Annotated in this window: 29 protein-coding genes and 1 tRNA gene; 13 read left to right on the top strand and 17 right to left on the bottom strand. The window is 64.5% G+C overall.

Annotated elements, in window-relative coordinates:
- Nucleotides 1-5 precede the first annotated feature (5 nt).
- The 5 genes from P9254_RS09125 to P9254_RS09105 all read right to left on the bottom strand — a co-directional run bounded on the left by P9254_RS09125 (nt 6) and on the right by P9254_RS09105 (nt 3,522).
- On the bottom strand, nt 6-755 hold the full coding sequence (locus P9254_RS09125) for an electron transfer flavoprotein subunit beta/FixA family protein (protein WP_127216820.1): 750 nt from the start codon (nt 753-755) through the stop codon (nt 6-8).
- 248 nt (nt 756-1,003) lie between these two features.
- Nucleotides 1,004-1,813, bottom strand: a complete 810-nt coding sequence (locus tag P9254_RS09120) for a rhomboid family intramembrane serine protease (protein WP_127240568.1) — start codon at nt 1,811-1,813, stop codon at nt 1,004-1,006.
- A gap of 25 nt (nt 1,814-1,838) precedes the next feature.
- Nucleotides 1,839-2,420, bottom strand: a complete 582-nt coding sequence (locus P9254_RS09115; protein ID WP_127240567.1) for a cob(I)yrinic acid a,c-diamide adenosyltransferase — start codon at nt 2,418-2,420, stop codon at nt 1,839-1,841.
- An 18-nt stretch (nt 2,421-2,438) separates the two neighbouring features.
- Nucleotides 2,439-2,630 (bottom strand): twin transmembrane helix small protein, encoded by a 192-nt coding sequence (locus tag P9254_RS09110; RefSeq protein WP_127240566.1) that lies wholly within the window; start codon nt 2,628-2,630, stop codon nt 2,439-2,441.
- A gap of 25 nt (nt 2,631-2,655) precedes the next feature.
- Nucleotides 2,656-3,522: an SDR family oxidoreductase gene (locus P9254_RS09105; protein ID WP_127240565.1), complete on the bottom strand. Its 867-nt coding sequence runs from the start codon at nt 3,520-3,522 to the stop codon at nt 2,656-2,658.
- 58 nt (nt 3,523-3,580) lie between these two features.
- On the opposite strand from P9254_RS09105, the gene P9254_RS09100 reads away from it, so the two are divergent.
- Complete coding sequence (locus P9254_RS09100) at nt 3,581-4,432, top strand: YihY/virulence factor BrkB family protein (protein ID WP_066990164.1); 852 nt, start codon at nt 3,581-3,583, stop codon at nt 4,430-4,432.
- Here P9254_RS09100 and P9254_RS09095 read toward each other — a convergent pair.
- On the bottom strand, nt 4,402-5,304 hold the full coding sequence (locus tag P9254_RS09095; protein WP_278053266.1) for a DMT family transporter: 903 nt from the start codon (nt 5,302-5,304) through the stop codon (nt 4,402-4,404). The two genes, P9254_RS09100 and P9254_RS09095, sit on opposite strands and share 31 nt — an antisense overlap.
- A gap of 160 nt (nt 5,305-5,464) precedes the next feature.
- On the opposite strand from P9254_RS09095, the gene P9254_RS09090 reads away from it, so the two are divergent.
- Nucleotides 5,465-5,752, top strand: a complete 288-nt coding sequence (locus P9254_RS09090; RefSeq protein WP_066990158.1) for a hypothetical protein — start codon at nt 5,465-5,467, stop codon at nt 5,750-5,752.
- Here the strand turns inward: P9254_RS09090 and gluQRS are convergent, their stop codons facing one another.
- Entirely contained in the window at nt 5,753-6,628 is an 876-nt protein-coding gene (gene gluQRS / locus P9254_RS09085; protein ID WP_278053571.1) for a tRNA glutamyl-Q(34) synthetase GluQRS, read from the bottom strand.
- Between the two features lie 92 nt (nt 6,629-6,720).
- Here gluQRS and P9254_RS09080 point away from each other — a divergent pair, with 92 nt between their 5' ends.
- Both P9254_RS09080 and P9254_RS09075 read left to right on the top strand, forming a co-directional pair.
- Nucleotides 6,721-7,380, top strand: coding sequence for a DNA-3-methyladenine glycosylase family protein (locus P9254_RS09080; protein ID WP_066990156.1), 660 nt, complete (start codon nt 6,721-6,723; stop codon nt 7,378-7,380).
- A gap of 110 nt (nt 7,381-7,490) precedes the next feature.
- Nucleotides 7,491-8,048 (top strand): HNH endonuclease, encoded by a 558-nt coding sequence (locus P9254_RS09075; protein WP_040970486.1) that lies wholly within the window; start codon nt 7,491-7,493, stop codon nt 8,046-8,048.
- Nucleotides 8,049-8,247: 199 nt separating this feature from the next.
- On the opposite strand, the gene P9254_RS09070 is transcribed toward P9254_RS09075, so the two are convergent.
- Both P9254_RS09070 and P9254_RS09065 read right to left on the bottom strand, forming a co-directional pair.
- Nucleotides 8,248-8,766, bottom strand: a complete 519-nt coding sequence (locus P9254_RS09070) for a disulfide bond formation protein B (protein WP_278053264.1) — start codon at nt 8,764-8,766, stop codon at nt 8,248-8,250.
- A 127-nt stretch (nt 8,767-8,893) separates the two neighbouring features.
- A complete protein-coding gene (locus P9254_RS09065; RefSeq protein WP_095831101.1) occupies nt 8,894-9,484 on the bottom strand; it encodes a YqaA family protein in 591 nt (196 codons plus the stop codon).
- Between the two features lie 263 nt (nt 9,485-9,747).
- Here P9254_RS09065 and P9254_RS09060 point away from each other — a divergent pair.
- Nucleotides 9,748-9,832 (top strand) — tRNA-Leu (locus tag P9254_RS09060).
- A gap of 96 nt (nt 9,833-9,928) precedes the next feature.
- Here P9254_RS09060 and P9254_RS09055 read toward each other — a convergent pair.
- The 7 genes from P9254_RS09055 to secA form a co-directional block, all read right to left on the bottom strand.
- Complete coding sequence (locus tag P9254_RS09055) at nt 9,929-11,128, bottom strand: MFS transporter (protein ID WP_278053260.1); 1,200 nt, start codon at nt 11,126-11,128, stop codon at nt 9,929-9,931.
- Nucleotides 11,129-11,142: 14 nt separating this feature from the next.
- On the bottom strand, nt 11,143-12,531 hold the full coding sequence (locus P9254_RS09050) for an NAD(P)-binding domain-containing protein (RefSeq protein WP_278053570.1): 1,389 nt from the start codon (nt 12,529-12,531) through the stop codon (nt 11,143-11,145).
- Between the two features lie 53 nt (nt 12,532-12,584).
- Nucleotides 12,585-12,905 carry an ArsR/SmtB family transcription factor gene (locus P9254_RS09045; protein WP_066990141.1) on the bottom strand — a complete coding sequence of 107 codons (321 nt, stop codon included), beginning with the start codon at nt 12,903-12,905 and terminating at the stop codon, nt 12,585-12,587.
- A 174-nt stretch (nt 12,906-13,079) separates the two neighbouring features.
- The gene (locus P9254_RS09040) at nt 13,080-14,234 is read right to left on the bottom strand and encodes a YncE family protein (RefSeq protein ID WP_278053257.1); all 1,155 of its coding nucleotides are present in this window, start codon (nt 14,232-14,234) and stop codon (nt 13,080-13,082) included.
- Between the two features lie 70 nt (nt 14,235-14,304).
- On the bottom strand, nt 14,305-15,585 hold the full coding sequence (locus P9254_RS09035) for a GNAT family N-acetyltransferase (RefSeq protein WP_067319080.1): 1,281 nt from the start codon (nt 15,583-15,585) through the stop codon (nt 14,305-14,307).
- Nucleotides 15,585-16,988, bottom strand: a complete 1,404-nt coding sequence (locus tag P9254_RS09030; RefSeq protein WP_278053254.1) for a lipopolysaccharide biosynthesis protein — start codon at nt 16,986-16,988, stop codon at nt 15,585-15,587. Before P9254_RS09030 ends, P9254_RS09035 begins: the two co-directional genes overlap by 1 nt.
- 122 nt (nt 16,989-17,110) lie before the next feature.
- Complete coding sequence (gene secA, locus P9254_RS09025) at nt 17,111-19,843, bottom strand: preprotein translocase subunit SecA (RefSeq protein WP_278053252.1); 2,733 nt, start codon at nt 19,841-19,843, stop codon at nt 17,111-17,113.
- Between the two features lie 263 nt (nt 19,844-20,106).
- Here secA and P9254_RS09020 point away from each other — a divergent pair, with 263 nt between their 5' ends.
- The 6 genes from P9254_RS09020 (at nt 20,107) to P9254_RS08995 (ending at nt 24,424) form a co-directional block, all read left to right on the top strand.
- The gene (locus tag P9254_RS09020) at nt 20,107-21,024 is read left to right on the top strand and encodes a peptidylprolyl isomerase (RefSeq protein ID WP_066990127.1); all 918 of its coding nucleotides are present in this window, start codon (nt 20,107-20,109) and stop codon (nt 21,022-21,024) included.
- A gap of 166 nt (nt 21,025-21,190) precedes the next feature.
- Nucleotides 21,191-22,432: a bifunctional glutamate N-acetyltransferase/amino-acid acetyltransferase ArgJ gene (gene argJ / locus P9254_RS09015; protein WP_278053250.1), complete on the top strand. Its 1,242-nt coding sequence runs from the start codon at nt 21,191-21,193 to the stop codon at nt 22,430-22,432.
- Nucleotides 22,432-23,211 carry a GNAT family N-acetyltransferase gene (locus tag P9254_RS09010; RefSeq protein ID WP_278053248.1) on the top strand — a complete coding sequence of 260 codons (780 nt, stop codon included), beginning with the start codon at nt 22,432-22,434 and terminating at the stop codon, nt 23,209-23,211. The genes argJ and P9254_RS09010 overlap by 1 nt, the downstream gene beginning before the upstream one ends.
- A complete protein-coding gene (locus tag P9254_RS09005; RefSeq protein WP_066990121.1) occupies nt 23,208-23,630 on the top strand; it encodes a (deoxy)nucleoside triphosphate pyrophosphohydrolase in 423 nt (140 codons plus the stop codon). The genes P9254_RS09010 and P9254_RS09005 overlap by 4 nt, the downstream gene beginning before the upstream one ends.
- A 182-nt stretch (nt 23,631-23,812) precedes the next feature.
- Entirely contained in the window at nt 23,813-24,130 is a 318-nt protein-coding gene (locus tag P9254_RS09000; RefSeq protein WP_067319072.1) for a hypothetical protein, read from the top strand.
- Between the two features lie 111 nt (nt 24,131-24,241).
- Nucleotides 24,242-24,424: a Flp family type IVb pilin gene (locus P9254_RS08995; RefSeq protein ID WP_066990483.1), complete on the top strand. Its 183-nt coding sequence runs from the start codon at nt 24,242-24,244 to the stop codon at nt 24,422-24,424.
- A 29-nt stretch (nt 24,425-24,453) separates the two neighbouring features.
- Here the strand turns inward: P9254_RS08995 and P9254_RS08990 are convergent, their stop codons facing one another.
- Complete coding sequence (locus P9254_RS08990; protein ID WP_278053246.1) at nt 24,454-25,326, bottom strand: methyltransferase domain-containing protein; 873 nt, start codon at nt 25,324-25,326, stop codon at nt 24,454-24,456.
- A gap of 64 nt (nt 25,327-25,390) precedes the next feature.
- On the opposite strand from P9254_RS08990, the gene P9254_RS08985 reads away from it, so the two are divergent.
- Together P9254_RS08985 and grxC are read left to right on the top strand one after the other, a co-directional pair.
- The gene (locus P9254_RS08985; RefSeq protein WP_278053568.1) at nt 25,391-26,191 is read left to right on the top strand and encodes a ComF family protein; all 801 of its coding nucleotides are present in this window, start codon (nt 25,391-25,393) and stop codon (nt 26,189-26,191) included.
- Nucleotides 26,192-26,267: 76 nt separating this feature from the next.
- Nucleotides 26,268-26,537 (top strand): glutaredoxin 3, encoded by a 270-nt coding sequence (gene grxC, locus P9254_RS08980; protein WP_066990112.1) that lies wholly within the window; start codon nt 26,268-26,270, stop codon nt 26,535-26,537.

Below are 26,537 nucleotides of genomic sequence, written 5' to 3'. Positions count from 1 at the left end.
CCGCTTTAGAGCACGCCGGCTTCGTTCTTGAGCTTCTCGACCAGCTCGGCGACGCTGTTGACCTTGACGCCCGCCTTGCGGCCGCCGGGCTCCTCGGTCTTGATCACCTTCAGGCGCGGCTTGACGTCGGCGCCGTAGTCGGCCGGGCTCTTCTCGTCGAGCGGCTTCTTCTTGGCCTTCATGATGTTGGGGAGCGATGCATAGCGCGGCTGGTTCAAGCGAAGGTCGGCGGTCACGATCGCCGGCATTTTCAGCTCAACCGTCTGCAGGCCGCCGTCGACCTCACGCGTTACCTTGGCATGATCGCCGGCGAGCTCGATCCTTGAGGCGAAGGTGCCTTGCGCCCAGCCAAGCAGCGCCGCCAGCATCTGGCCGGTCTGGTTGCTGTCGTCGTCGATCGCCTGCTTGCCGAGGATGACGAGGCCGGGCTTCTCGGCCTCGACGACGCCCTTCAACACCTTGGCGACACCCAGCGGCTCGGTCTGCTCGTCGGTCTTGACCAGGATGGCGCGATCGGCGCCCATGGCGAGCGCGGTGCGCAGCGTCTCCTGCGCCTGCTGCGGGCCGATCGAGACGACGATGATCTCCTCGGCCTTGCCGGCTTCCTTGATCCGGATCGCTTCCTCGACCGCGATCTCGTCGAACGGGTTCATCGCCATCTTGACGTTGGCAAGCTCGACGCCCAGTCCGTCGGCCTTAACGCGGACCTTGACGTTCGCGTCCACAACCCGCTTCACGGGCACAAGGATCTTCATTTTCCTGTCACCTCTCCTGAGATAGTCGGGCGCGCTATAGCAGTGTGCGCCTTGTCAGAGTTGTCGAAAGCCGACATTCCGGGCGGAATTCTGGTCTCCAACGGCCAAGAAGCAGTTCCACCCCGATGTTTCGGTTGAGCATGATCATTCCGAAAAGCGGTTCCCACTTTTCGGGATCATGCTCTGCGGTGGCGTTCCGTAGTGGCGGCAGTCCGGCGCGTCAATATGCACGTCGCACTCAAATCGGTTCAGTCTGGCGGCGACGCCGCGCCGCGGCCCCATCGAGGCGCCGTCTGTGCCGGTGCCTCGGGCGTTGGTCCGGGCTCGATCGGGAGAGGGACCTCCTGGACCTTCGGCGTCGGGTCCGGCTCGCCGTCTGCGCCGGCAAGCAGCGGCACGCCGCGACTGCGCAACACCAGGACGAGAACGGCGCCGGCAATGATGCCGCCGATGTGGCAGGCCCAGGAAATCTGATCCTCTCCGCCGGCGGCAAACATCACGAGCTGGAACAGGATCCAAAGGACGAGCGGGATGAAGGCGGGGATGCGCAGGGGAATGCGCGCAAAGGCCAATACCCACACCTTAACTCTCGGATAGAGGATCAGATAGGCCGCAACCACGCCGGCGATGGCGCCGGAGGCGCCGATCAGCGGCACCTGGGAATCCCAGCCGACCAAACCTTGAAAGAAAGCGCCCGCCGCCGCGCAGGCGAGGTAGAAGATCAGGTAGCGGATATGGCCGAGCGCGTCCTCGACATTGTCGCCGAACACCCACAGGAACAGCATATTGCCGCCGAGATGAAAGATGTCGGCATGCAGGAAGGAATAGGTGAGATAGCTGAGGCTTTCGGGAATGACGACGAATTCGGGCGACAGCTCCACCTTGTCATGGACGACAGAGGGGATGAAGCCGAGGCCAAGCACTGCGGCATTGGTGAAGCTCTCGCCGCCAAGCGTGGTCGCGAGATAGACCAAGGCATTCGCGGCGATCAGGCCGATCGTCACATATTGCAGGCGGATGTGGCGGAGCCTGTTGGTGTCATAGAGCGGGATGAACATCGGACCCTCCCGCCATACCCGATTGTCAGCGGTTCTTGCCGGGAACCCATAGCACGTCGCCATTTCCGTTGTCATTGACCGCCCGCGCGGCGACGAACAGGAAGTCGGAGACGCGATTGATGTATTTCAGTGCTTCGCGGTTGACGTGCTCGGCCGGGTCCTGCGCCAGCGCCACCATGAGGCGTTCGGCGCGCCGTGTTACGGTGCGCGCAAGATGCAGGGCTGCCGCGGCAGGCGTGCCGCCGTTCAGCACGAAGGATTTCAGCGGCTGCAGGTCGTTGTTGAGAGCATCGATGTCCTTTTCGACGCGCCCGGTCTGCGCGGCGACGATGCGCAGCGGCTCGTAGTCGAGCGGTTTGCCGTCGTCCGGCACCGCAAGATCGGCGCCGAGGTCGAAAAGATCGTTCTGGATGCGGGAGAGCATGGCGTCGAGCACCGGATGATCGGTTGCGGTGTGGACGCGCGCCATGCCGACGCAGGCATTTGCTTCGTCCACCGTCCCGTAGGCTTCGACGCGCAGATCTGACTTCAGGCGCCGCTCGCCGCTGCCCAGACCGGTGGTGCCGTCGTCTCCGGTGCGGGTATAGATCTTGTTGAGCTTGACCACGTTCTCCTCCCCGGCCCGTTACTTGCGGGTGAAGTAGACGGTCAGCATGATCAGCACCAGAGCTATGAACTGCAGCAGCACGCGGGCCTGCATCAGCTTGTTGGAGGTGAAGCCGGAGCCGCCGCGCATCATGTTGACGAGGCCGCGGATCAGCACGAACACGACGGCGGCCATGACGACAATGGCGAGGAAGTTGAAGACGGTTGCCATGTGGCTGGCTCCAGTTGGGTTTCGGTCAGGCCCGCCTGGCGAGCACGCGGTAGAGCATAGAGGCCGGCAGGATGCGCTTGAGCGCGACGCCGATTCTGGCCGGCACCGTTACCACATAATGCGGGTGCGGGCGCTGTGACAGAAGCGCGTGGCGCAAGGCGGCATGGACCACCTCAGGTCCGGGCTTCAGACGCGACACGCTGCCGCCGGCCTTGAGCCGCGCCAGCTGCGCCTGGTAGTCGGCGCGGTGAACGGAGTTCTCGACGTCGATGTTCTTCAAGAACCATGCCAGGCCGTTGCTGGCGATCTTCGAGGTCACCGGCCCCGGCTCGATCAACGAGACATGAATGCCGCTGCCTTCGAGCTCCTGGCGCAGGCAAAGCATCAGGCCTTCGACGGCATGTTTCGACGCCGAATAGGCGCCGCGAAAACGGACCGGGGCGAGCCCCAGGATCGAGGAGCAGTGGACGAGGCGGCCGTGGCCCTGGCGGCGCATGACGCGCACGACGCGGCGGGTCAGGTCGTGCCAGCCGAAGAAATTGGCTTCGAACTGCTCGCGCAGCGCTTCGACCGGCAGGTCCTCGACGGCACCGGGCTGCGCGTAGGCGCCATTGTTGAACAGCGCGTCGAGCGTGCCGCCCGTGCGCTCCAGCACGGCATCGGCCAGGGCGGCGATGGACTCAGGCTCACGATAGTCGAGATAGAAGGCTTCGATGCCTTCCGCCTCGAGCGCGGCGATGTCGGCCGGTGTGCGCGCCGTGGCGAACACGCGCCAGCCTTCCGCCTTCAGTGCGCGCGCGCAATAGGCGCCTATGCCGGAGGAGGTGCCGGTGACGATGATGCTGCGCAACTGTTCAGCGGTGGGCAACGTTGTGGGACCTGGGGTTGCCATTTGCCGCAATCCCTTCCCATATTCGCGGCGTCGACACAATCGAGCGGAGCGCGGGTCCTTGCTCAGGAATATCGTCGCGGTCAAGCGCGTGCTCTACGATGCGATCGGCCATTTCACCACCGACGACGGCTGGGCAATGGCCAGCCATCTGGCGATCACTTCGCTGATGGCGCTGTTTCCGTTCCTGATCTTCGCAACGACGCTGGCCAGCTTTCTCGGCGCGCGCGCCTTCGCCGACACGGCCGTGCATCTGGTCTTCGACACCTGGCCGGAGCAGATTGCCAAGCCGATCGCGCGCGAGGTGCAGAATGTGCTCACCGTGCGGCGCAGCGACCTCCTGACCTACGGCGTGCTCTTGGCCGCCTACTTCGCCTCGAACGGCATCGAGGCGCTGCGCACCTCGCTCAACCGCGCCTATCGCGTTACCGAGACGCGCGGCATCATCCATCGGAGGGTGCAGAGCATCGTCTTCGTGCTGATCGCGACGGCCTGCTTTCTCGCCGTCAGCGTGCTTCTGGTGCTCGCGCCCCTGCTCGCGCGGCTGGCCGAGGCGCATCTGGAATGGATCAAGCCCTATATGGGCACGATCACCATATGGCGTTACGTGATCGCCTCGACGGTCATCGTCATCGGCCTGTTCGCGGTGCATATCTGGCTGCCGGCCGGCAAGCGCCGCTTCGTTTCCATCGTTCCGGGCATCGTCTTCACGCTGGTCGCGTGGCTGGCCGGCTCGACCATCTTCGCCACCTATCTCGACCATTTCTCGTCCTATGTGACGACCTATGCGGGGTTGGCCTCGATCATGATCGCGGTGGTGTTCCTCTACATCATCTCGGCCATTTTCATCCTTGGCGGCGAGCTCAATGCCGCGATCAGCCGCTATCTCGAGGCGCGCGCCCGCGTGGGTTGAGCTCTATCCTGACGGGCGGTCGCGAGCCCGACGCCCAAAGTGGCGATCGCCATGCCGGCGATCTGCAGCAGAGTGAGCGCTTCGCCGAACAGAGCCCACGCGATGACGGCGGTTACGGCGGGCACAAGATAGAACAGCGATGCGACCTTCGACATCTCGCCGTCCCTGATCATCACCATCAACAGGAAGATGGCGCCGAGAGACAGCACCAGGACCAGCCATGCCATGGCAAAGATGAGCTCGCCGTTGACGGTGATGGTGCGCGTCTCGAAGGCGAGCGACCCCAGGATCGTGACGACCGAGCCTCCGACATACTGCCACATGGTCGCCGAGACGAGGTCGCCGCCGGAGGCGAAGCGCTTTTGCCAGATCGTACCAGCGGCCATGCCGAGCACCGAGACCAGCGAGGCCGTCAGCGTTGCCGCGGTAACACCGCCGCCAATCATGCCGAGCTTTGGCCAGAGCACGATGACGACGCCCAGAAGCCCGACGGCAAGGCCCGCCCAATGGCGCGGCAGGATCGCCTCGCCGAGAAATTTGCCGGCGAGCACCGCCGTGATCAGCGGCTGCAGGCCGACGATCAGCGCCGAAAGCCCGGCCGGCATGCCTCTGTGGATCGCCCAGAAGACGCCGCCCAGATAGACGCCGTGCATTAGGACGCCGGCCACCGTCGCATGAAGCGCCTCCTCGCGGGTGGCCCGTCGCGAGCCGATAAGGACGGTCAGTCCCGCAAACAGGATCGCCGCCAGCACGAAGCGGATGGCAAGGAAGGTGAACGGCTCCGCCCATGGCATTGCATAGCGCGCGCCGATGAAGCCGGTCGCCCACAGAACGACGAAAGAGGCGGGGATGAACCGCTTGATGCTGTGCATTGGAAGGAGGGCTCTGGCTGCGCGTGAAAAGTTGACGTCGGCAATTGCTCTAATGCCGATCAATTCGGCAAGCAAAACGAAACGGTTGATCCATAAGCTCATCCGAATTCAACAAACGGTGCCAAGAGGGGCATGGCGTTAAGGCACGCCATGAGCAGGCATGCTTTTGCATCTCGGGACGACATGGCTGCTGTTCGCGGTCGCCACCGTCGCGGTCTTCGGATTCTTCTTCGGCACCGCGCTCGATGCCATCATGAAGGATGACGGCTTCGGCTCGACCGGCAACACGCTGCTCTTCACGCTGGGCTTTTTCGTTGCGGTGATGATCGCCAACGAGCACGGCATCACCTTCCGGGATATCAAGCTAGCTGTGGCATGGGGATTGAGCGGCGCCTTCGTCTTCATCAGCGTGATGGCGCTGATCAAGGCCGGACTGGCTCGCTTGTAGTCAAAGCCCAACCAGCCGCATGACATCCTGCGGCGACACGCCTGCCTGCCTGAGTGCGGCAAGGCCGGTGTCCTTGAAACTCTTCGACAGCTTCCGCCCGTCTGAGCCGAGGATCAGCCGATGGTGGAGGTAGCGCGGCGCGGGGCGGCCGAGCAGGTCCTGCAACAGGCGCTGCACGCTGGTCGCCGCGTAAAGATCCTGACCACGCACGACATGGCTGACGCCCTGCAGCGCGTCGTCGACGACGACCGCGAGATGGTAGCTGGTCGGGATATCGCGGCGCGCCACGATGACGTCGCCCCAAGCCTGCGGCGTTGCGTCGACCGTGTGCGTCGCGGCCATAGTCTCGTCAGTGAACTCGACCCATGACAAGGCGCCCGGCACGCGCGCCATGGCTGCCTCGATGTCGAGGCGCCAGGCAAAAGGCTTGTTCTCGGCGATGCGCCGCCTGCGCTCCTTAGTCGGAAGTGCCTTGTCGAGCGGCGGGTAAAGCGGCACGCCGTCGGGGTCGCGCGGCCAGTCGCGGCCGCGTTTCTCGGTCTCGGCAATGAAGGCGCGGATCTCGCCGCGGCTCATGAAGGCGGGATAGACGAGTTCCTCGGCGATCAGCCGGTCGAGCACGGCCCTGTATTCGGAAAAATGTTCGGACTGGCGCCGCACGGGCTCTTCCCATTCGAACCCCAGCCATTCCAGGTCGCGGAATATGCCGGCCTCGAATTCCGGGGTGGAGCGGGTGATGTCGATGTCCTCGATGCGCAGCAACAGCCGTCCTCCCGCCCGCGCCGCCATTTGCCGGTTCAGCAGCGCCGAATAGGCATGGCCGAGATGCAACTCGCCATTGGGGCTCGGCGCGAAGCGGAATGTCAGGAGCGTCATGTCTCGGACGGCATTCGGGTTGAAAGGCGCTTCCGCCGGTTGATAGTTAGCCATCAATTGCCACTTCATGAGCGCCCTGGGAACAAGCAAACGTGCAACGCATCGCCTCGCTCGACGACATTGCGGCAGGACTCGACGCGCTCTGCCAGCTCGATCCACGGCTGGAGAAGGTACGCGGCATGGCCGGCGAGGTGCCGCTGAGGCTCTCCGAGCCCGGATTCGGCAGCCTCGCGTCGATCATCGTCTCGCAGCAGGTGTCCCGCGCCAGCGCCGATGCCATTTTCGGCCGGCTGATCAGGCTGGTCGATCCGCTGACGCCGGAAGGCATCCTTTGCGCCGGCGAGGATATTTTCCGCGAGGCCGGCCTGTCGCGGCCGAAGCAGCGCGGGCTGATCGCCATCGCGCAAGCCGTGGCCGGCGGGCTTGACCTCCACCATCTCTGCTCGCTCGATGCCGACGAGGCGATCGCGGCGATGACGGCGGTGCCGGGCATCGGACCGTGGACGGCGGAGTGCTACCTGCTGTTCGCCGCCGGCCACCCCGATGTGTTTCCCGCGCGCGACGTCGCGCTGCAGACGGCGGTCGGCCATGCCCTGGGCATCGACCCTCGTCCGCCGGAGAAAACTCTGATTCGACTGGCCGAATCATGGAGCCCGTGGCGAGGGGTCGCGTCGCGGCTTTTCTGGGCCTACTATCGGGAATTGAAGGGCAGGGACGCGGCGCCACCTGTCGAGATGGCCGAAAAAGCATGAAAATCATGCGTTTTTGAACGTTTCGCCGAACGACAATCCGCTTCACATCCCTGTCATGTCGGGCTTACAGTATCCGTGGCGTTCGGTTTGGAACGAAGGAGGCCAACTACGTGACGGTTGCCGTATCTCCGGATGGGCTTCCCGCGCTGGTGCTGAATGCGGATTACCGTCCGCTCAGCTATTACCCCCTGTCGCTCTGGTCGTGGCAGGACGCCATCAAGGCTGTCTTCCTCGACCGGGTCAATATCGTCGCCGAATACGAACACGCCGTCTCCTCGCCGACCTTCTCGATGAAGCTGCCGAGCGTGGTGAGTCTGAAGGCCTATGTGAAGCCGTCGCGGCATCCCGCCTTCACCCGCTTCAACGTCTTTCTGCGCGACCGCTTCCAGTGCCAGTATTGCGGCACGACCGACGATCTCACCTTCGACCATGTCATCCCGCGCCATCGCGGCGGGGCGACGACCTGGGAGAACGTCGTGGCCGCCTGCTCGCCCTGCAATCTCAGGAAAGGCGGCATGATGCCGGCGCAGGCCAAGATGTGGCCGCTGCAAAAACCCTATCAGCCGACCGTGCACGATCTGCACAATAACGGCCGCCTGTTCCCGCCCAACCATCTGCATGAAAGCTGGATGGATTATCTCTACTGGGATGTCGAATTGGAGCCGTAGAGTTCGGCACAATCGACCGGCCATGCAACGACAAATTGCCGATCTTCGGCGTTGCCCTCATCCGGCTGGCGCCACCTTCTCTCCGTTTAGTTACGGGGAGAAGGAACTGTCCGCCGCGACGTCACCCATTCTGCACGTCGATCATTGGCGAAGCCATTGATGACGGCCTCTTTTCTCCCCGTCACTACGGCTGTGTAGCTCAGTCGCGCGCGAGCGCGCAGCGTAAGGCGACGGCGGCCAGGATGAGGCTAGCGATGGCGTTCCAGCCGGCGAGCGACAGGCCGAGAATGCGAAGCGCGGCCTTGTCGCAGGAGGGCGGCACGAACTTGTCCAGCGCATCGAGCACGCCCTTGCCGCCGGTGTCGACCGGACCGGCGCCGGCCGTGCAGTCGGCGGGGCCAGGCCACCACGCCCACTCGACGCCCGCGTGGTAGACGCCGAGATAGAGGCCATAGAGCATCAACAGGCCACCGATCGCCAGCAGGCCGCGCGTCAGCCAGGCCGGCGCGCGCATCATCGAGGCAGCGGCCGCGACCAGCATCAGCGGCGCGCCGATGTAATAGGGCGTGCGCTGTTCCAGGCAGAGATGGCAGGGGATGTAGCCGCCAATATACTGGAAGGCGAGCGCCGAGCCGACGGTCGCTCCCATGGCGACGGCCAGGAACAGCGCGGCACGCGTCCGCTGGCGTCCAGTGTCGGCGGTCATGGTCGCTGTCATCGGTCGTGATCCGTTCGCTTGGCACCTAAAGCGCGTCGCGCAGAAATGAATTCAGGCGCCGCGCTTGAGTCTTGTTTCGATGCATGTCGTTCTCCCAAAACCGCTGCGCACTTTTGGGCGACATGCATTATCCGTGAGCGTATCTGACCGCGATATAGAGCAAAATAAGGGCAGCGGCGCCGGCGCTGACGATCATGCCCAGCCGTTTCTCGATGAACTCTCTGATCGACTCGCCGTAGCGGCGCAGCAGCCAGGCAAGCAGCAGAAAACGGGCGCCGCGCGCAACGATCGCCAGCACGATGAACAGCAGGAGGTTGACGCCGATGACGCCTGACAGGATCGTCACGACCTTGATCGGCGGCAAATGCGCCGCGCCCGAGGTGATCAGCATCAGGACGATGAAGCCGACGCCGGATGAGGTGCGCAGCTGCTCGAACTCGTCATACTTGCCGTAGAATTCCAGAATCGGCTTGGCGACCGCCTCGTAGGCGTAGTGGCCGATGAACCAGCCGGCGACGCCGCCGAGCACCGAGGCCACCGTTGCTACCAGCGCGTAGCGATAGGCGCGCTCCGGCTTGGACAGCGCCATCGGCAGATAGAGCACGTCGGCCGGAACCAGAAAGACCGAGCTTTCGACGAAGGCGATGAAGGCCAGCCACCATTCGGCCGATTTCCTTGCCGCCAGGGACATCGTCCAGTCGTAAAGTCCGCGAAGCATCGGCTCTCCTGAAAAGCGCGCAGTGGTTTTGGACACCGGGTGGCAGGAAGACAAGGTCCCAAAGCGCCGCATCCACCCTTTGGGATCCGAGGCGCTTCAACGCATCCCCTGTCTAGAAAGATTTTCCGCGCCGCACAATGGCGGCACCTTCACGAGACTGAAAGGCATGGCCGGGTGCAGAGCGCCTGCAAATCGGCAACAGGCCAGTTGACGAAAGCCTGTCCGCCCGTATAGTCCGCGCCCATCCAGGCTGCCCGGCCTGAGCCCCTATGGCGGAATTGGTAGACGCGCTCGACTCAAAATCGAGTTCCGCAAGGAGTGCTGGTTCGATCCCGGCTAGGGGCACCAATTGGTCTCTTTGACATCAACCAGGCAGTAGCCGAAGTGACGGAGGTTCATGGGCTGGCCAACCACTTCACAGGGCTACCGGCCGGTTACAAAGCATCACTGCGCCTGTACCTCTAAGGTTCGACGACGGAAGATCAGCCAGCCAAGGCTACACGCCAGTCCGACGTTCAGCAGCGCCAAGCCAGCGAGAGCTGCTAGAGTGCCGTGAGCGCCCACATGCTCCAACAATAGCGCTCCGACAGACGGCGCTGCTGCTTGAGCGATCAAGCTGGGCATGGCAAGTCGCCCCATCAGTCTCGCGTATCCCGACGGACCGAACAGAGCGAGCGGCAGCGTGCCTCGCGCTATCGTTTCGAGGCCGATGCCTGCACCGTAGAACGCCAGCGCCACGGGCACCACCGGAACCCCGACGCAGAGCGCACCAATGCCGGTGGCGACGAAGCTCACCGACGCGAACTTGGTCCAGATGGGATGATGGTAGCGGGCGATGATCATCTCGACGACACGCGCCGACACCTGAGCAGGGCCGACCAGTGCCCCGAGCCCAACGGCAGCGGCGAGCGCCATGCCGCTGGCCTGCAAGATGGTGAGGAGATGAACTGACACCGTCGCCGAAATGACCGCCGCCAAGGTCAGCGTGGCAGCCAGGACGACCATGATCGGAACTGCGGCCGGCTGAACTGGGGTGCCCACCTGCTCCTTTCCCGGCCGATCTGTGACGCTCGGCAGCGGCGCCCGACGCGGCAACATTACGAGATAAAGGGGCAGGGCGAAGAACAACTGCACCGAAGCATAGACGAGGCATGTGCCGCGCCAGCCCGTCTCGCCCATCAGGAAGGCCGAGATCGGCCAACAGAACGTGCTGGCGAAGCCGCCGAACAGCGAAAGGGTTGTGATGGCCGAGCGCGCGCTATGTCCGTAGAGCCGGCCGAGGGTCGCGAAGGCGGCATCGTACAAGCCCGCCCCCATTCCAAGCCCAACAACGAGCCACGCTGCGATGTAGGCGGCAAGGTTCGGCGAGGCAGCGAGCCCGATCTGGCCGACGCCGATGCAGCCGGCGCTGAACGCAAGAACGTTCCGGCCGCCGTGGCGCTCAATGGACGAGCCGACGCGAGGTGAGATCAGCCCGGCGACGAGCAGGCCAAGCGACAATCCACCCACGACCCAAGCCAGCGGCCAGCCGGTGTCGGCGGCGACCGTCGGCGCAATCACCGCCGGCAGGTAATAGGTGGACCCCCAGGCCATGATTTGGGTCAGGCCGAGGACGGTGATGATCGTTCGGCGACTGCGTTCCATCGGGCGTGATGCGATTAGGCTGCCACCCCGCACCCGCAGCCACCCTTGCCAGCGGCCTTCGCTTCAGCATCGGCGAGACAACAGGCGTCAGCCTCGGAAGAAGCGGGACCACCACAGCATCCGCCAGCGGTCGCGCGTATGGTCGACTGGGGAACCGTGCAGACGCCGGTTTCGGGTAGCACCAGTTGCACCGCATCCGCGGCCGCCATGTCGCCAGCAATGGCTGCCGCGACCGACCGCACCTGTTCATACCCGGTCAGCAGCAAGAAGGTCGGGGCGCGGCCGTAGCTCTTAACGCCGACAGTGCAGAAGTCGGGCTCGGGGTGGCTCAGTTCGCGATAACCGTGCGGGGGAACATCGCCGCAGGAGTGCTCGTTGGGGTCGATCAGAGGCCCCAGCGCCTTTACGCCCTCAAGCCATGGGTCAAGATCAAGCCTAAGCTCGCGCGTAAGGGACAGATCGGGCCGCTGGCCGGTCGCCGCGATGATGCAGTCGAAAGGCCCGAGAGTTTGTAGGCCATCCTTCGTTTGACCTTCGACTGCCAGGCGGCCGTTTGAGCGGCGGATGGCCAGCGTTGCGAACCCAGTGACGAGCTTTGTGCGCCCGCTCTCCGCAAGTTCGCGAACGTCAGAACCAAGCTCGCCACGGGCCGGCAGTTGATCCAAGTCTCCGCCGCTGTAAATGCGAACCAGATCGGTCCCGCGTGTCGCCCAGACAAAAGTGGTTCCCGGCTCAACCGCAGCCAGCCTATCGAGATCGAGCAGGGCATTGGCGGCCGAATGACCCGAACCGACAACAAGCGTGGCGCGGCCGGCATAAAGGGTGCGGTCGCGGCCGAGAATGTCGGGAATGCCATAGGCAATCTTGTCTGCGAACTCCGCTTCGCCCTCCGCCGGGACACCACCGGCCCCAAGTGGATTTGGCGTCTGCCACGTGCCTGAGGCGTCAATGACGGCTCGTGCACTGTCGCGCCTGATGCCTTCCCTGGTTTCGACCACCAGCATGAACGGTCGCGCCTTTCGATCTTTGCTCAAGACCTTGTCTGCGCCCCAGCGCGAAACAGCAATCACGCGTGCACTGGTTTCGATGGACGAGGAGAGTTCAGGGAGCCTTGCTAGCGGCTCGAGGTAGCGGGCAATCAGTTCATCAGCGGTGGGGAACGCCTCGGGCTTGGGCATCGTCCAGCCGCTCTCCTCAAGACGCTTTCGGGACGCCTGATCAACACAGTAGCGCCAAGGCGTGAACACCCGGACATGGCCCCAGTCCTTGAGATTTGTGCCGATGCCAACGCCGGCCTCATAGACCTTCACCTGGAGCCCCCTTTGGATGAGCTGGACGGCAGCCGCCAAGCCGACCGGGCCGGCTCCGATGACGGCGACAGGGAGGGCGTCAGGGTCGTTCATCGACATTTTTTCCATCCTTCCGGGATCATCGAAATACGATGCAAAAAAAGAGGCTATGCCGCCGCGTCGCTCTCCGTCGCGCCGCAAGCTGCGTCAGCACAGCACTCGTCAGCCAGGAAGCCGATCAAGTCGCGCATGATAGGATAGTTGGCCCGGCAGATGAGGGTCGTCGCCTGACGCTCCTGCGTCACGAGGCCGGTCAGAATGAGGCGATGCAGGTGATGGGACAGCGTCGAGGCCGCGATACCAAGGGTGTCCTGCAAGTACCCCACCGGCCGGCCAGCTTCGCCGGCTCTGACCAGTGTGCGATAGAGCTTGAGCCGTGTCGGGTTGCCGATGGCTTCGAGCTGTTTTGCGGCTTGTTCGAGTTTCATGGAAATAGACTGCACCCTCCGCCGCCGCCGGTCAACTCCTATTTCGAAAATGATCGAAATACGGTCTGACGAGTTCCAAGTTCATCGGCAGCGAGCCGTCGCGGAAGGTCGGCGGACATGGTGACAAGGCTCCATTGAGATTGAGGTCGTCAGCATGTGCAGGTCACCGACACCCTACCGCATATTCCCCGTATGCCCCTGCGAGTATCGCCCCGGCTGCGGCCACACCGTCAGGCCGTGCGGCTCGACGCCGACGCGGATCTTCGTGACAGCGCCCGACGTCGTGTCGATCATATAGACCTCGCTGTCGAAGCGGCCGGAGAGCCAGAGCTGCTTGCCGTCGGCGCTGACATTGCCCATGTCGGGGCTGCCGCCGCCGGGGATCGGCCATTGGGCGACGACCGAGCGGGTCGCGAAGTCGATCACCGTCACGCTGCCCGGCCCGTCGGCGCGGCCCTGTTCCATTTTGTGCGAGCCGCGGTTCGAGACATAGAGCCGCTTGCCGTCGCGGCTAACGACGAAGCCGTGCGCGCCAATGCCCGTCGGAATGAAGCCGATCTCCTTGAAGCTGTCGCCATCGATCAGGAAGACGCCGTCATTCATCATGTCGGCGACGTAGAAGACCTTGCCGTCGGGCGAGAGCCTTATGTCCTGCGGCATGCCCATCTTCGACAGGTCGAGATGGCCGAGCACCTTGCGGTTCTTCAGGTCGATCTTGGCCAGTCCGCCGTCGCCATATTCGCAGGTGAAGATCGCATAGGAATTGTCGGCCGCGAAATCGGCATGGTTGATGCCGGGGCAGGCCGGCGTCGGGATGACGGCTTGCAGCGCCATGGTCCGCCGATCGCGCAGATCGAGCCGCCTCAGGGCCTCGTCGACGATGATGGCGGCGCTGCCGTCCGGCATGAAATACATGTTGTAAGGGTCGTCGACCGGCACCTGCTTGCCGGGCTTTCCGGTCGTCGGGTCGATCGGCGTCAGGCTGCCGTTCTTGCCGGTGCCGTTATTGGCCACCCAAAGCGTCTTCAGGTCCCAGGAAGGAACGACGTGCTGCGGCTTGCTGCCGACCGCAAACCTGTCGACCTCCTTCAGCGTCGCCGGGTCGATGACGGAAACGCTGTTCGAGGAACGGTTGGGCACATAGACGCGCGGCAACGCAGCTGCCGCGGCTGGAGCCATATGGCCGGCGGTGGTGTGGCTGTAGATGTCGACGGGCGCAGGCTCGGAGCAATCCTCGGGGCAGGACTCGGCGAAGGCTCGCGCCGGGAGCATGGCGAGCAGGACAAGCGGCGCACAGAGGCGGGCGAAGCGCAGGAAGGTTTCGAACATCTGGATTGCTTTGTGAAGAGGCAGGCCGGATCCGGCCGCCGGATGCCATAGCCGGTGTGCGGCCTTTCAGCTAGCGCCTTTTCAAGAGGCTCCGCATGCGATTGCGCAGGAGCCGCGCCATGTTGCGGGTCTCGCGGTAGAGATGGAGCTGCGAGGCCGCCTGGCGGGCCGGCCGGTCGGCGTCGGGCGTCAGGCCGACCACCAGCGTGCCCATCGGCTTGCGCTCCGTCCAAAGGCGACTCATCACCGGATGGTCGGGCACCGCGCAGGAATCGGTCGTGGCGACATTGGGATCATCGAGATGCTGCTTGGTCACCTCGATCATCAGCAGCGTGCCCGGCGAATAGGCCGAGAGCGTCTCGTCATAAGCCGTCTTCCAGGTGTAGGCGACGCCCGCTTCGACGAAGACGACGAGAGAAGCGATCGTGCGGCCGTCGAGCGTCAGTGTGTGGATGCGGCACATGTCGTGCTCGGCGAGCCTGTGCACCGCCTCGCGGGCGAAGGCGGCGCGGTAGCGGTCGATCGCCATGGCCGTGCGCTCGCGGCCCTTCCAGCCGGCCGCCTCCAGTGTCAGGAAGCTTTCGATGGCGTGGCGGATCTCTTCCGGTCCGCGCGCCACCACATGGTCCAGCTTGCCGAGGCCGGCGAGACGCCGCTTCAGCCGGCGGAATTCACGGTAGTGATGCGCGCGCAACGAGGCCTTGAGGTAGTCGTCGCCGTCGGCTTCGCTTTCCAGCACGGGGCGCTCGACCTTGCCGGTGACGACCAGGGTCAGGCCGCGGCTGTCGGCAAAGGAGGTGAGCAGGCTCGCCACCGGGCCGTCCAGCTTGATGTCGGGGAGCACAAAGACCTTCGGCAATTTGAGATGCGGCCTGGACAGCATCGAGAAGAAATCCTCGATGACGCCGACCGGATCGTCACGATCGACCAGCGGCGTGCCGAGCGGGCCGAACGGGCTCGACCATGTGCGCATGACCGGGACGCCGAGCGGAATTGCGGGGCGCTCGACCGAGAACGGCACAAGGAGGCGCAGCCGGTTGCGGAACTCGTCGCCGTCGCGGATCACCGCCAGCCGCACTTCGCGGTCCTCGAGCCTCGGCATGGCCGGCGCCAGGAAGCGCGGGTTGAAGAAGACGTTGGGCTCGATCGTGCGGGCGCTAAGATAGTCGAGCTCCTCGACTAGGTCGAAGCCGGCCGAGGCGGGATAGATCGCGAGCTTGCGCTCCGGCCGGTTGTTGGCGAACAGCTCGATATGGGCGGGATCGGCCTCCCTGACGAGGCCGGCAAGGCCCGACACCATGGCGCCGGCGGGCCCGCCGCTGGTCTCTTCAAGCAGCGGAATGGCGGCCATCAGGCGACTTCCTTGTTTGCGGGCACGAAAATCGCCATGACGATGCCGAGCTTGCGCCAGACGGTGAAGGACAGCGCGCCGGCCTCGAAGACCATGGCGAGGCTGGTGGCGATCGCCGCGCCCCAGAGGCCGAAGTGCGGGATCAGGACGACATTGAGACCGATATTCAGCGCGAGCGTCATGGCATAGACGGCGGCGCAGATGTTCTGGTTGCCGCTCATGGTGAGCAGGCTTTCGCAGGGGCCGACGGCGCCGCGCGCGACGACGCCGAAGACCAGCAGGAAAAGCAGCGGATAGCCGGCAGTGAATTCGGGGCCGAACAGCACCAGCATCGGCTCGCCGAGCGCCAGCACCAGCAGCGCCATCGCAAGCGAGGGCCAGAAGGTCCAGGAGACGGTCTCGCGGGCGAAGGCGGCGAGCCTTTCCGGCTCGCCATGGGTGAATTGCGCATAGCGCTGGGCAACGCCCGCCTTGACGGCGAAGTAGACGAAATGCACCAGAGCCAGCGTTTTCACGGTGGCGAAATAGACGGCGACGTCATTGGGCTCGAGATAGGCGCCGACCATCAGCACGTCGGCATTGGTGAGCAGGAAGAAAAAACTCTCGACCAGGAAGATCGGCAGCGAGACCAGGAACCACCGGCCGAAATGCACGGTCATCGGCCCGGCCGGGATCTGCTTGTCCATGCGCGAGGTGACGCCCATCAGTTGGCCGAGCGTCGTGGCATAGGTGGCGGCGATCGAGGCGAAGATCGCGGTCTTGGCGTCCGGCACGTAGTGCATGGCGAGCATAAGCGCCATGAACACCAGGATCAGCACCGGCCGCACCAGATAGGTCGGCGACAGGGCGAACAGCGCCCATGAGTTCGCCCGCGCCAGTCCCTGAAGGAGGTCGCCCATCGCGATCATCGGCAGGCAGATGACGCCGAGGATGAAGGGAATGACGTAGTAGTTCTCGATCCAGGGCGAGGCGAGCCACACGCCGAGCGCGCCCAGCCCCGCGATCACCGTCGAGGCGACAAGCACGAACAGCCGGCTCGCCAGCACGATGCCGCGCAGCTCGGCGAGCATGCCGCGCTCGCGATATTCGGGAATGAAACGGATGACCGAGGTGTGGAAGCCGAGGCAGGCGAGATTGCCGACGATGACCATCGTCACCCAGACCAGCACGAAGATGCCGTATTCGAACGAGCCCATCCAGCGTGCCATCAGCACCTGGCTGACGAAGGCGATGACCGCGCTGACGATGCGGATGGTGAATGCGATCAGCGACATGCGGCCGGCTTCGCCGCGTTCGTCGGCGCTGAACAGCACGGCGTCGATGCGGCCAAGCAGCGGCCGCATGCGCAGCGCCCAGCGCTGCGGCAAGAACCGCCCGGCAGTCGTCGCCGCGGAAAAGCGCACCCCGAATACTCTCCGTTTTCCGCCTGTTTCCAAGGTTTCGGTGTATGCGAAACACATTAAGAAACGGTTGGGTGGAGGGCTTCCTTCTCCCCGTCATATCCGGGAAGAAGAAGTGAAGGGGATCAGGCGAAGGCGCCGTGGCAGTGCTTGTATTTCTTGCCGGAGCCGCACGGGCAGGCCTCGTTGCGGCCGACCTTGCCCCAAGTCGCGGGATTCTTCGGATCGCGATTTTCGGGTGCCACCATGGCATGGGATTCCTGGCGGACCAACAACGCCGTCTCGCCGCCCTGGAAGTCGTCCTCGCCGGTGGTGCCGTCGATATGGCTGCCGAACATATCCGGCGCCGACGGCGGCGGCGCTTCAGCCGCCTGGCGGACCAGCTCGACGCGCATCAACTGCGCGGTCACGGCCTGGCGCAGATTGCCGAGCATGCCCTGGAATAGCTCGAAGGCCTCGCCCTTGTATTCCTGCAGCGGATCGCGCTGGGCATAGCCGCGGAAGCCCACGACCGAACGCAGATGGTCGAGGTTGACGATGTGCTCGCGCCACAGATGGTCGAGCGTCTGCAGCACGACCGAACGCTCGACATAGCTCATGACGTCGGGGCCGAAGCGCTCGGCGCGTTCCTTGGCGGCTGCCTCGGCGGCGGCGGAGATGCGCTCGCGGATGTCGTCCTCGGCGATGCCCTCCTCCTTGACCCAGTCGTCAATCGGCAGGTCGAGATTGAGGTACTGCGCCACTTCCTCCTTCAGGCCTGCGACGTTCCACTGCTCGGCATAGGCGTTTTCCGGGATGTTCTTGGCGACGATTTCCTCGATGACGCCCTCGCGCATCTCGGCCACCGTCTCCGACAGGCCTTCGCCATCCATCAGCTCGATGCGCTGCTCGAAAACCACCTTGCGCTGGTCGTTGGAGACGTCATCGTATTTCAGCAGGTTCTTGCGGATGTCGAAGTTGCGCGCCTCGACCTTCTTCTGCGCCTTCTCCAGCGCCTTGTTGATCCACGGGTGGATGATGGCCTCGTCTTCCTTGAGGCCGAGCTTCTGCAGCATGCCGTCCATGCGCTCGGAGCCGAAGATGCGCATCAGATCGTCCTGCAGCGACAGGAAGAATTTCGAACGGCCAGGATCACCCTGGCGGCCGGAACGTCCGCGCAGCTGGTTGTCGATGCGGCGCGATTCATGGCGCTCGGTGGCCAAGACGTAGAGTCCGCCGGCGGCCAGCGCCTTTTCCTTCAGCTGCGCGACGTCGTCGCGGATCTGCTGTTCGCGCGCTTCGCGTCCCGGGCCGGCGGGCATATCCGCCAGTTCTTCGGCGATGCGCATGTCGGCATTGCCGCCGAGCTGGATGTCGGTACCGCGTCCAGCCATGTTCGTGGCGATGGTGATGGCGCCGGGCTTGCCGGCCTGGGCGACGATAGCCGCCTCGCGCTCGTGGTGGCGGGCGTTGAGCACCTCGAAATTCTTGACGCCTTCCTTGCGCAGGCGCTCGGCCAGCTGCTCGGATTTCTCGATCGAGGTGGTGCCGACCAGGATCGGCTGGCCGCGCTCTCGCGCGTCGCGGATCTCCTTGACGATGGCCTTGTACTTCTCTTCCACCGTCCGGTAGACCTCGTCGTCCTCGTCCCTGCGGGCGACCGGCAGGTTGGTCGGGATCTCGGTGACTTCGAGATTGTAGATGTTGGCGAATTCCTCCGCCTCGGTCAGCGCCGTGCCGGTCATGCCGGCGAGCTTCTTGTAAAGGCGGAAATAGTTCTGGAAGGTGACGGAGGCCAGCGTCTGGTTCTCCGGCTGGATCTGCACATGCTCCTTGGCCTCGAGGGCCTGGTGCAGGCCTTCCGAATAGCGGCGGCCCGGCATCATGCGGCCGGTGAACTCGTCGATGATGACGATCTCGCCGTTGCGCACGATGTAGTCCCTGTCCTTCTGGAACAGCAGGTGCGCCTTCAGCGCATTGTTGACGTGGTGGACAATGGCGACGTTCTCGACGTCGTAGAGCGACTCGCCCTTCAACAGGCCGGCATCGCGCAACATGTTTTCCAGCTTCTCGGTGCCGTCCTCGGTGAAGATCGTGGTTTTCTGCTTTTCATCGACCTCGTAGTCGGCCGGGCCGAGCTTCAGCATGAAGGCGTCGATGGTGTTGTACATTTCCGAGCGGTCCTCGAGCGGACCGGAAATGATCAGCGGCGTGCGCGCCTCGTCGACCAGGATCGAGTCGACCTCGTCGACGATGGCGTAGGCATGGCCGCGCTGGACCATCTGCGAGCGCTCATACTTCATGTTGTCGCGCAGATAGTCGAAGCCGAGCTCGTTGTTGGTGGCGTAGGTAACGTCGGCGGCGTAGGCCTCGCGGCGCTCGTCGTCGGAGAGGCCATGAACGATGATGCCGACGGTGAGGCCGAGGAACTTGTAGACGCGGCCCATCCATTCGGCGTCGCGCTTGGCAAGATAGTCGTTGACCGTGACGACATGCACGCCCTTGCCGGCGAGGGCGTTGAGATAGACCGGCAAGGTGGCGACCAGCGTCTTGCCCTCACCGGTGCGCATCTCGGCGATGCCGCCATTGTGCAGCACCATGCCGCCGATCAATTGGACATCGAAGGGACGCATGCCGAGAACGCGGCGGGCCGCCTCTCGCACTGTTGCGAAGGCCGGTATCAGCAGGTCGTCGAGCGAGGCGCCATTGGCGAAGTCCTGGCGGAATTTCTCGGTGCGGCCGGCAAGCTCGGCATCGGATAGCGCCCGCATCTCGTTTTCCAACCCATTGATGGCCTCGACCCGGGGCCTGGTCGCCTTGACTCGGCGGTCGTTGGAAGAGCCGAAAACCTTACGCGCGAGAGCGCCGAGACTGACCATCCAATGGTCCTTTCGATAGCAATTTTAGCCGTTTGCGACAGGCGCCTGGCGGGCCCATCAAATCCGCGTGAATGCGGACAAACGCAAAAAGCGCCCGGAAAACGGTTCTGGACGCCAAGTCGTTGGACAGATAAGAGGGGGCTCAACTGATGTCAACGCCGCGTTAGCCCTATGGGCAGCGCCAAATTCCGCCACAATCGGACTGATCTGGAACCTTCCCGTTCAAGCGATCCTTATCGGCAATCCCCATTGGAGTTATCTTGATGTCCCTGTCGTTCCGCCGCGCGTCGCTCGCCAGCCTTGGCTTGGCCTTCGGGCTCTCGGCTCTTTCGCTGTCGCCGCTGATGGCGCAGGAAACCAAGCCCGCCCAGCCGGGCGCAGCGGCTCCCGCAGCCGCTCCCGTGGATCCCAACGCCGTGGTCGCCACCATCAACGGGGAGAAGCTGACCGAGGCCGACCTCGCGCTGGCCGAAGGCGAGCTGTCGCAGCAGTTCGCGCAGCTGCCGCCGGAACAGCGCCGCGCCGCTGCTCTTTCGGCGGCCATTGAAATCCGCGTCATGGCCAAGAAAGCGGTCGACAGCGGCCTCGACAAGGATGCCGATTTCCTGCGTCGGATGGCCTTCCTGCAGCAGCGCGCCCTGCACGGCGAGGTCGTCGAGAAGGAAGTCGTCGACAAGGTGACGGATGCAGATGTCCGCGCCCGCTACGACCAGGAAATCGCCAACACGCCGCCGGTCAATGAGATCCACGCCCGTCACATCCTCGTGAAGACGAAGGAAGAAGCCGAGGCGATCATCAAGCAGCTCGACGGCGGCGCCGATTTCCAGAAGCTCGCCAACGAGCACACCAGCGACCCGAGCGGCAAGTCGAATGGCGGCGACCTCGGCTGGTTCGGTCCCGGACAGATGGTGCCGGAGTTCGACAAGGCCGCGTTTGCGCTCGATGTCGGCAAGTACAGCAAGGAGCCGGTGCAGTCGCAGTTCGGCTGGCATGTCATCAAGGTCGAGGACAAGCGCGCCAAGCAGCCGCCGGCCTTCGACGACGTAAAGGACCAGGCCAAGCAGGCCGTCATCCGCGACAAGTATTTCGCCATGGTCAAGGAATTGCGCGGCGCCGCCAAGATCGAGATCCCGGACGCGAAGCTGAAGTCGGCGGTCGACACGCTGGAGAGCGGCAAGTAAGGAAAGATGCTGCTCAGGGCGCCTTCGGGCGCCCTTTCGCATTTCAGGCGCGCGCTATGCCGCGCACCCCGAGAGAGCCCATGAAGCGCGGCCAGAACGCTCTTGCGCCATCGCGCGCTATCGGGCAAACCGGCCTCCTATTTGCGTTCTGCCGCTCCGGGGTCCCATGTCCGCAACGATTTCGCCGCTCGCACCGAAGAAATATCCCAAGATGCCGGTCATCGAGGGCGTGCGCATCGCTACCGCCGAGGCCGGGATCAAATATCGCAATCGCACCGATCTGCTTGCCATGATCTTCGATCCCGGCACGGCCGTCGCCGGTGTCTTCACCAAGTCGAAATGCCCCTCGGCGCCGGTCGACTACTGCCGCCAGAACCTGTCCGCCGGCAAGGCGCGTGTGCTGGTGGTGAATTCCGGCAATGCCAACGCCTTCACCGGCAAGAAGGGCCGCGCTTCGACGGCTTTGATCGGCGAGGCGGCGGCGAAGGCCGCCGGATGCTCCGAGAGCGAAGTGTTCCTGGCCTCGACCGGCGTCATCGGCGAGCCGCTCGACACCAACAAATTCAGCCATCTGCTCGCCGGCCTGGTGAAGGACGGCAAGCCGGACCTGTGGACCGAGGCGGCGAAGGCCATCATGACCACGGACACCTATCCGAAGGTGGCGTCCCAGACGGTGAAGCTCGGCGACGCCGACGTCACCATCAACGGCATCGCCAAGGGCGCCGGCATGATCGCGCCCGATATGGCCACGATGCTCTCCTTTATCGCCACCGACGCGCCGATCGCAGCCCCGGTGCTGCAGGATCTGTTGTCGCGCGGCGCGGCAAAGACCTTCAACGCGGTCACCGTCGACAGCGACACCTCGACTAGCGACACGCTGCTCTTCTTCGCCACCGGCAAGGCTGGTTCGCGTGGCGCGCCCAAGATCAGCGACCCGAAAGATGCGCGGCTCGGCGCCTTCCGCCGCGCACTCGGCAAGGTGCTGAAGTCGCTGGCGCTGCAGGTGGTGCGCGACGGCGAAGGCGCGCGCAAGCAGGTCGAGGTCACCGTCACCGGCGCCAAATCCGCGCGCTCGGCCAAGCGCGTCGCGCTTTCGATCGCCAACTCGCCGCTGGTCAAGACGGCGGTCGCCGGCGAGGACGCCAATTGGGGCCGCGTCGTCATGGCCGTCGGCAAGGCCGGCGAGCCTGCCGACCGCGACCGGCTGTCGATCTGGTTCGGCGACAACCGGCTGGCGCATGAGGGCGAGCGCGATCCGGCTTACTCGGAAGAAGCGACCTCGGCCTATATGAAGCGCGACGACATCCGCATCCGCGCCGACCTCGGCATCGGCCGCGGCAAGGCGACGGTGTGGACCTGCGACCTCACCAAGGAATATGTCGCCATCAATGGCGACTACCGGAGCTGATGGCACCGGTGTCGACGCATCCGGCAAGCGTGCTCGCGATCGTGCGCCGCTACGAGGCGGCGGGCTTTCGCGCCTGGCCGGCGGCGGCCGTTCATTATGACGGGACATGGTTGGTGCGGCTGACGGCGGGCCATCCGGCGAAGCGCCTGAATTCGGTCAATCCGCTCGATCCCGGCGACACGCATGCCATTGCCGAACGCATCGTGCGCGCCAGCCGTCGCTTCGAGGCTTACGGCCGGCCGCTGACCTTTCGTATGTCGCCGCTTTCGGGGCAGGTGCTGTCGACGCATCTCGACGATGCAGGCTGGAGCCGGTTCGACGAATCGGTGGTGATGCGTCTGCCGCTCAAGGAGGCGCAACTCGACGCCGCGATGGACCAGATTCCGCTGAAAGACATCAGCCGCTTCATCGGCGCGGCGATCAGGACGAACGGCTCGGACGCCTCGCTGCGAGCCGGCCTCTCGGAAGTCATCGGCGCAATCCAGCCTGAGGCGGGGCTGTTTGCGCTCGAGGACGGCAATGAGCCGCTGGCAACGCTGGTCTGCGTCCACGACGGCGATCTCGCCGGCCTGTTCGAGGTCGCCACCGAAAAATCGGCGCGCAATAAGGGCCATGGCCGCAACCTCATCCTGTCGGCGCTGAAATGGGCCAGGCTGCGCGGCGCGCGCGAAGCCTGGCTGCAGGTGGAAGCCGGCAATGTAGCGGCGCTGTCGCTCTACCGGTCGCTCGGCTTCGAGGAAGTCTATCGCTACCATTATTGCCGGCGGCCGGACGCATGAGCGAGATCACGCCAGCTGGAAAGCGTCTGCTTCTTGTCGCGGCCTGCGCGCTGGTGGACGCCGACCGACGCGTGCTTCTGGCGCAGCGTCCCGAGGGCAAGCAGCTCGCCGGCCTTTGGGAGTTTCCGGGCGGCAAGGTCGAGCCAGGCGAGACGCCCGAGGAATGCCTGGTGCGCGAGCTGCATGAGGAGCTCGGTATCGAGACCGAGATCCCCTGCCTGGCGCCGCTCACCTTCGCCAGCCACAGCTATGACCATTTCCACCTGCTGATGCCGCTCTACATCTGCCGGCGCTTCCGCGGCATTGCGCAGCCGAGGGAAGGGCAGGGGCTGAAATGGGTCAGGCCGCGCCAGATGCGCGACTACCCGATGCCGCCGGCGGACGCGCCGCTGATCCAGTTCCTCATCGATCTCTTGTGATCGTCACAGCCGCTTCAGCGTTTCCACCAAAATGCTGATTTGGCGACCTGCGGCCGGAATTGCTCCAAGCTGCCGTTTGCTCCGTCTGCTTTAGGCAGCGTTAATGGAAGATTTATCTCGACATGGAAAATTGAGGCAAATCGTCCGCGCGGCGGCATGCCGATTTTGATTGGAGCCAATCCATGAGCCTCGACAGAGAATGGGACTCGATCCGGCCCGACCGCGCTTTCCGCGCCGCCGATGCCGGCATGGGTATCTTGCGGATCACCCTGCTTTTCGGGTCGGCCGCGGTGGCGCTGGCTCTGATCGCGACGCCTTTCCTGGACAGCCAGTTGCGTCCGCAAGGCGCGCGCGAGAGCTTGACCGGCGGACTCGACCTAAGCAGCACCGGTTCGATCGGTCGCCGCGATACCTACACCCTGCGGCGAAGCGTGCTGCAGCCGTTGCCAAGTTCCGTTTGCGTAATCCGCAACGATGGCAGCCGCTACGGCGAGTGCTAATTGGTTAATAAATCCAGCAAGAAACCGCTATTTCACCGCCCGTTAAGCTTTTGCCGTTAACCTTTCTTAACGGGTAGGCGCTATGGTTCCCGCCAAGAGGGATCGACGACCATGAAAAACCTGCTGCAGCAATTCATAGAAGATGAATCAGGCGCCACGGCCATCGAATATGGCCTGATCGTTGCCGTGCTGTCGCTTGTAATCGTCGGCGGCGTCGGTAAGGCCGCCGACGCGATCCAGTGGCTGTTCTCCGACAACAACAGCAGGCTTGCCAACGCCTTTGCCCAGCACTGATCGCATCGGTCAGACCGCGGCGCGCATGGTCAGTGCCCCGTCGGCTTCTCGAGGATCGTCTTCAGCGAGACCTTGGCCGAGCCAGGCTTCAGCGGTTTCTGCTGTGAGGCATCGGGCGCCCAGCCGGACATCCACACAATCGAAAAGCTTGCCCGGATGCGGCCGTCCGGGTCGGAAAACCGATCAGCATAAATTTCGGCGGCGCGGGCGAACAGCCGCCGGGTGGCGGGACGCCGGCTGCGGTCCAAAAGCGGGCTGGTCTCACCCATGGCGCGCAGGTCGGCGGCAAGTCCGAACAGCGAATCGTAGCGCACCGTGACCGTCTCCACGTCGGCGACCGGCAGCGCCAGGCCGGCACGTTGCAGCAGCGCGCCGGCGTCGCGCACATCGGTGAACGGCAGGACGCGAGGGCTCGCGCCACCGTAAAGCTCGGTCTCGGCGGCAAGCAGGCTCTCGCGCAACTCGGAAAGCGTGCCGGCACCGGCTAAAGCGCCGAGGAACAGCCCGTCGGGCTTCAGCGCGCGGCGGATCTGCGCCAGCACGCCGGGGATGTCGTTCATCGCCTGCAGCGACAGCAGCGAGACGACGAGATCGAGGCTCTCGGCCTCGAACGGCACGGTCTCCGCCGGGGCGACGATGCCGGCTTCTCCGGCAAGGAAGGCACCGTCTGTTTCCACGCGCACTGTGTCGGCCACCTTGCCGCTGCCGGCGAGCAGCCTGGTCGCGGCCGATGTCTGGCAAAACAGCGCCGCCGCCTTGCCGAATTTGCGCTCGACGGCGCCCAGCCGGTCGGCAAGGTCCTCCGCTGCCCGCCGCATCAGGAAATCGGCTCCGTCGACGGGGTGCATCAGCGCCCGGCGTTTGTGCGCAAGCCAGAGCTCCGTGTCGATCAAAGGCTGCAATGGGTTATTCCTGTTGTCGGTGCGTGCCGGACCGATGCTATGGTGGCGCGGGGTTTCGCTTCACGTGGCCGATCCGGTGCGCAAGATCAAGACCATTGCGATGAAGGGCATGACGCGGCAGGCTCTGGGCTGGCCGGCGCGCCTGCTGTTTCCGCCGGTCTGTGCCGGCTGCCGCCGCCACGTCTCGCAGCCTGGCGTGCTGTGCGGCGCCTGCTGGCCGAAGCTTCGACTGCTGGAGAAGCCTTGGTGTCCAGTGATGGGCACGCCGTTTACGCATGACATGGGCGACGGTTTTCTTTCCGCCGAAGCGATCGCTGATCCGCCGCCTTTCGAGCGGGCGCGGGCGGCGGTCGTCTACTCAGGGGTCGCGCGCCAGATGGTGCAAGGGCTGAAATACCAGGATCGCACCGATCTCGCGCCCTGGATGGCGCGCTGGATGATGCGCGCCGGCGCCGAACTGATCGCTGAAGCCGATGTCGTGGTCCCGGTGCCGCTGCATTGGCGACGCTTCTTCCGGCGGCAGTTCAACCAGTCGGCGGAGCTGGCACGGGCGGTTTCGAAGCTGAGCGGCCTGCCTTTCGCGCCGGCTGCGGTGAGTCGCGTAAAACTCACCCGCCAGCAGGTCGGGCTGGAGCGGCACGAACGCGAGGAGAATGTGCGCGCCGCCTTCCGCGTCCCGCCCGAGGCGGAAATCGAGATCGCCGGCCGAAGGGTGCTCGTCATCGACGACGTCTTCACCACCGGCGCCACCGTGCGGTCGGTGGCCAAGGCGCTGAAGAAAGGCGGCGCCGGAGCGGTCGACGTGCTGACCTTTGCCCGCGTCCTGCCGGGGGACTTCCGGGCCGATGAGTCTGCAACTATATAGGGCTTAAGTTGTTGTTTTGGTGCATGTCGCTTTCGCATAACCGCTGGGCGATGGGCGCAGGCAGGATTGCTGATCGATGGTTGATGTGACGATCTATACCCGGATGATGTGCGGCTATTGCACCGCAGCCAAGCGGTTGCTCGAGCGCAAGGGTGTAGCCTATACCGAGCATGACGCGTCGTTCTCGCCGGAATTGCGCCAGGAAATGATTTCGCGGGCGCATGGGCGCACCACTTTTCCGCAGATTTTCATCGGCGACACGCATGTCGGCGGCTGCGACGACCTCCATGAATTGGAGTCCGAGGGCCGGCTGGACGTGTTGCTTGCCAACGGGGCGAGGGTTTGA

The organism is Mesorhizobium sp. WSM4983, assembly GCF_029625765.1.
Taxonomy (GTDB): Bacteria; Pseudomonadota; Alphaproteobacteria; order Rhizobiales; family Rhizobiaceae; genus Mesorhizobium.
This window is presented reverse-complemented; position numbering and strand designations above follow the sequence as displayed.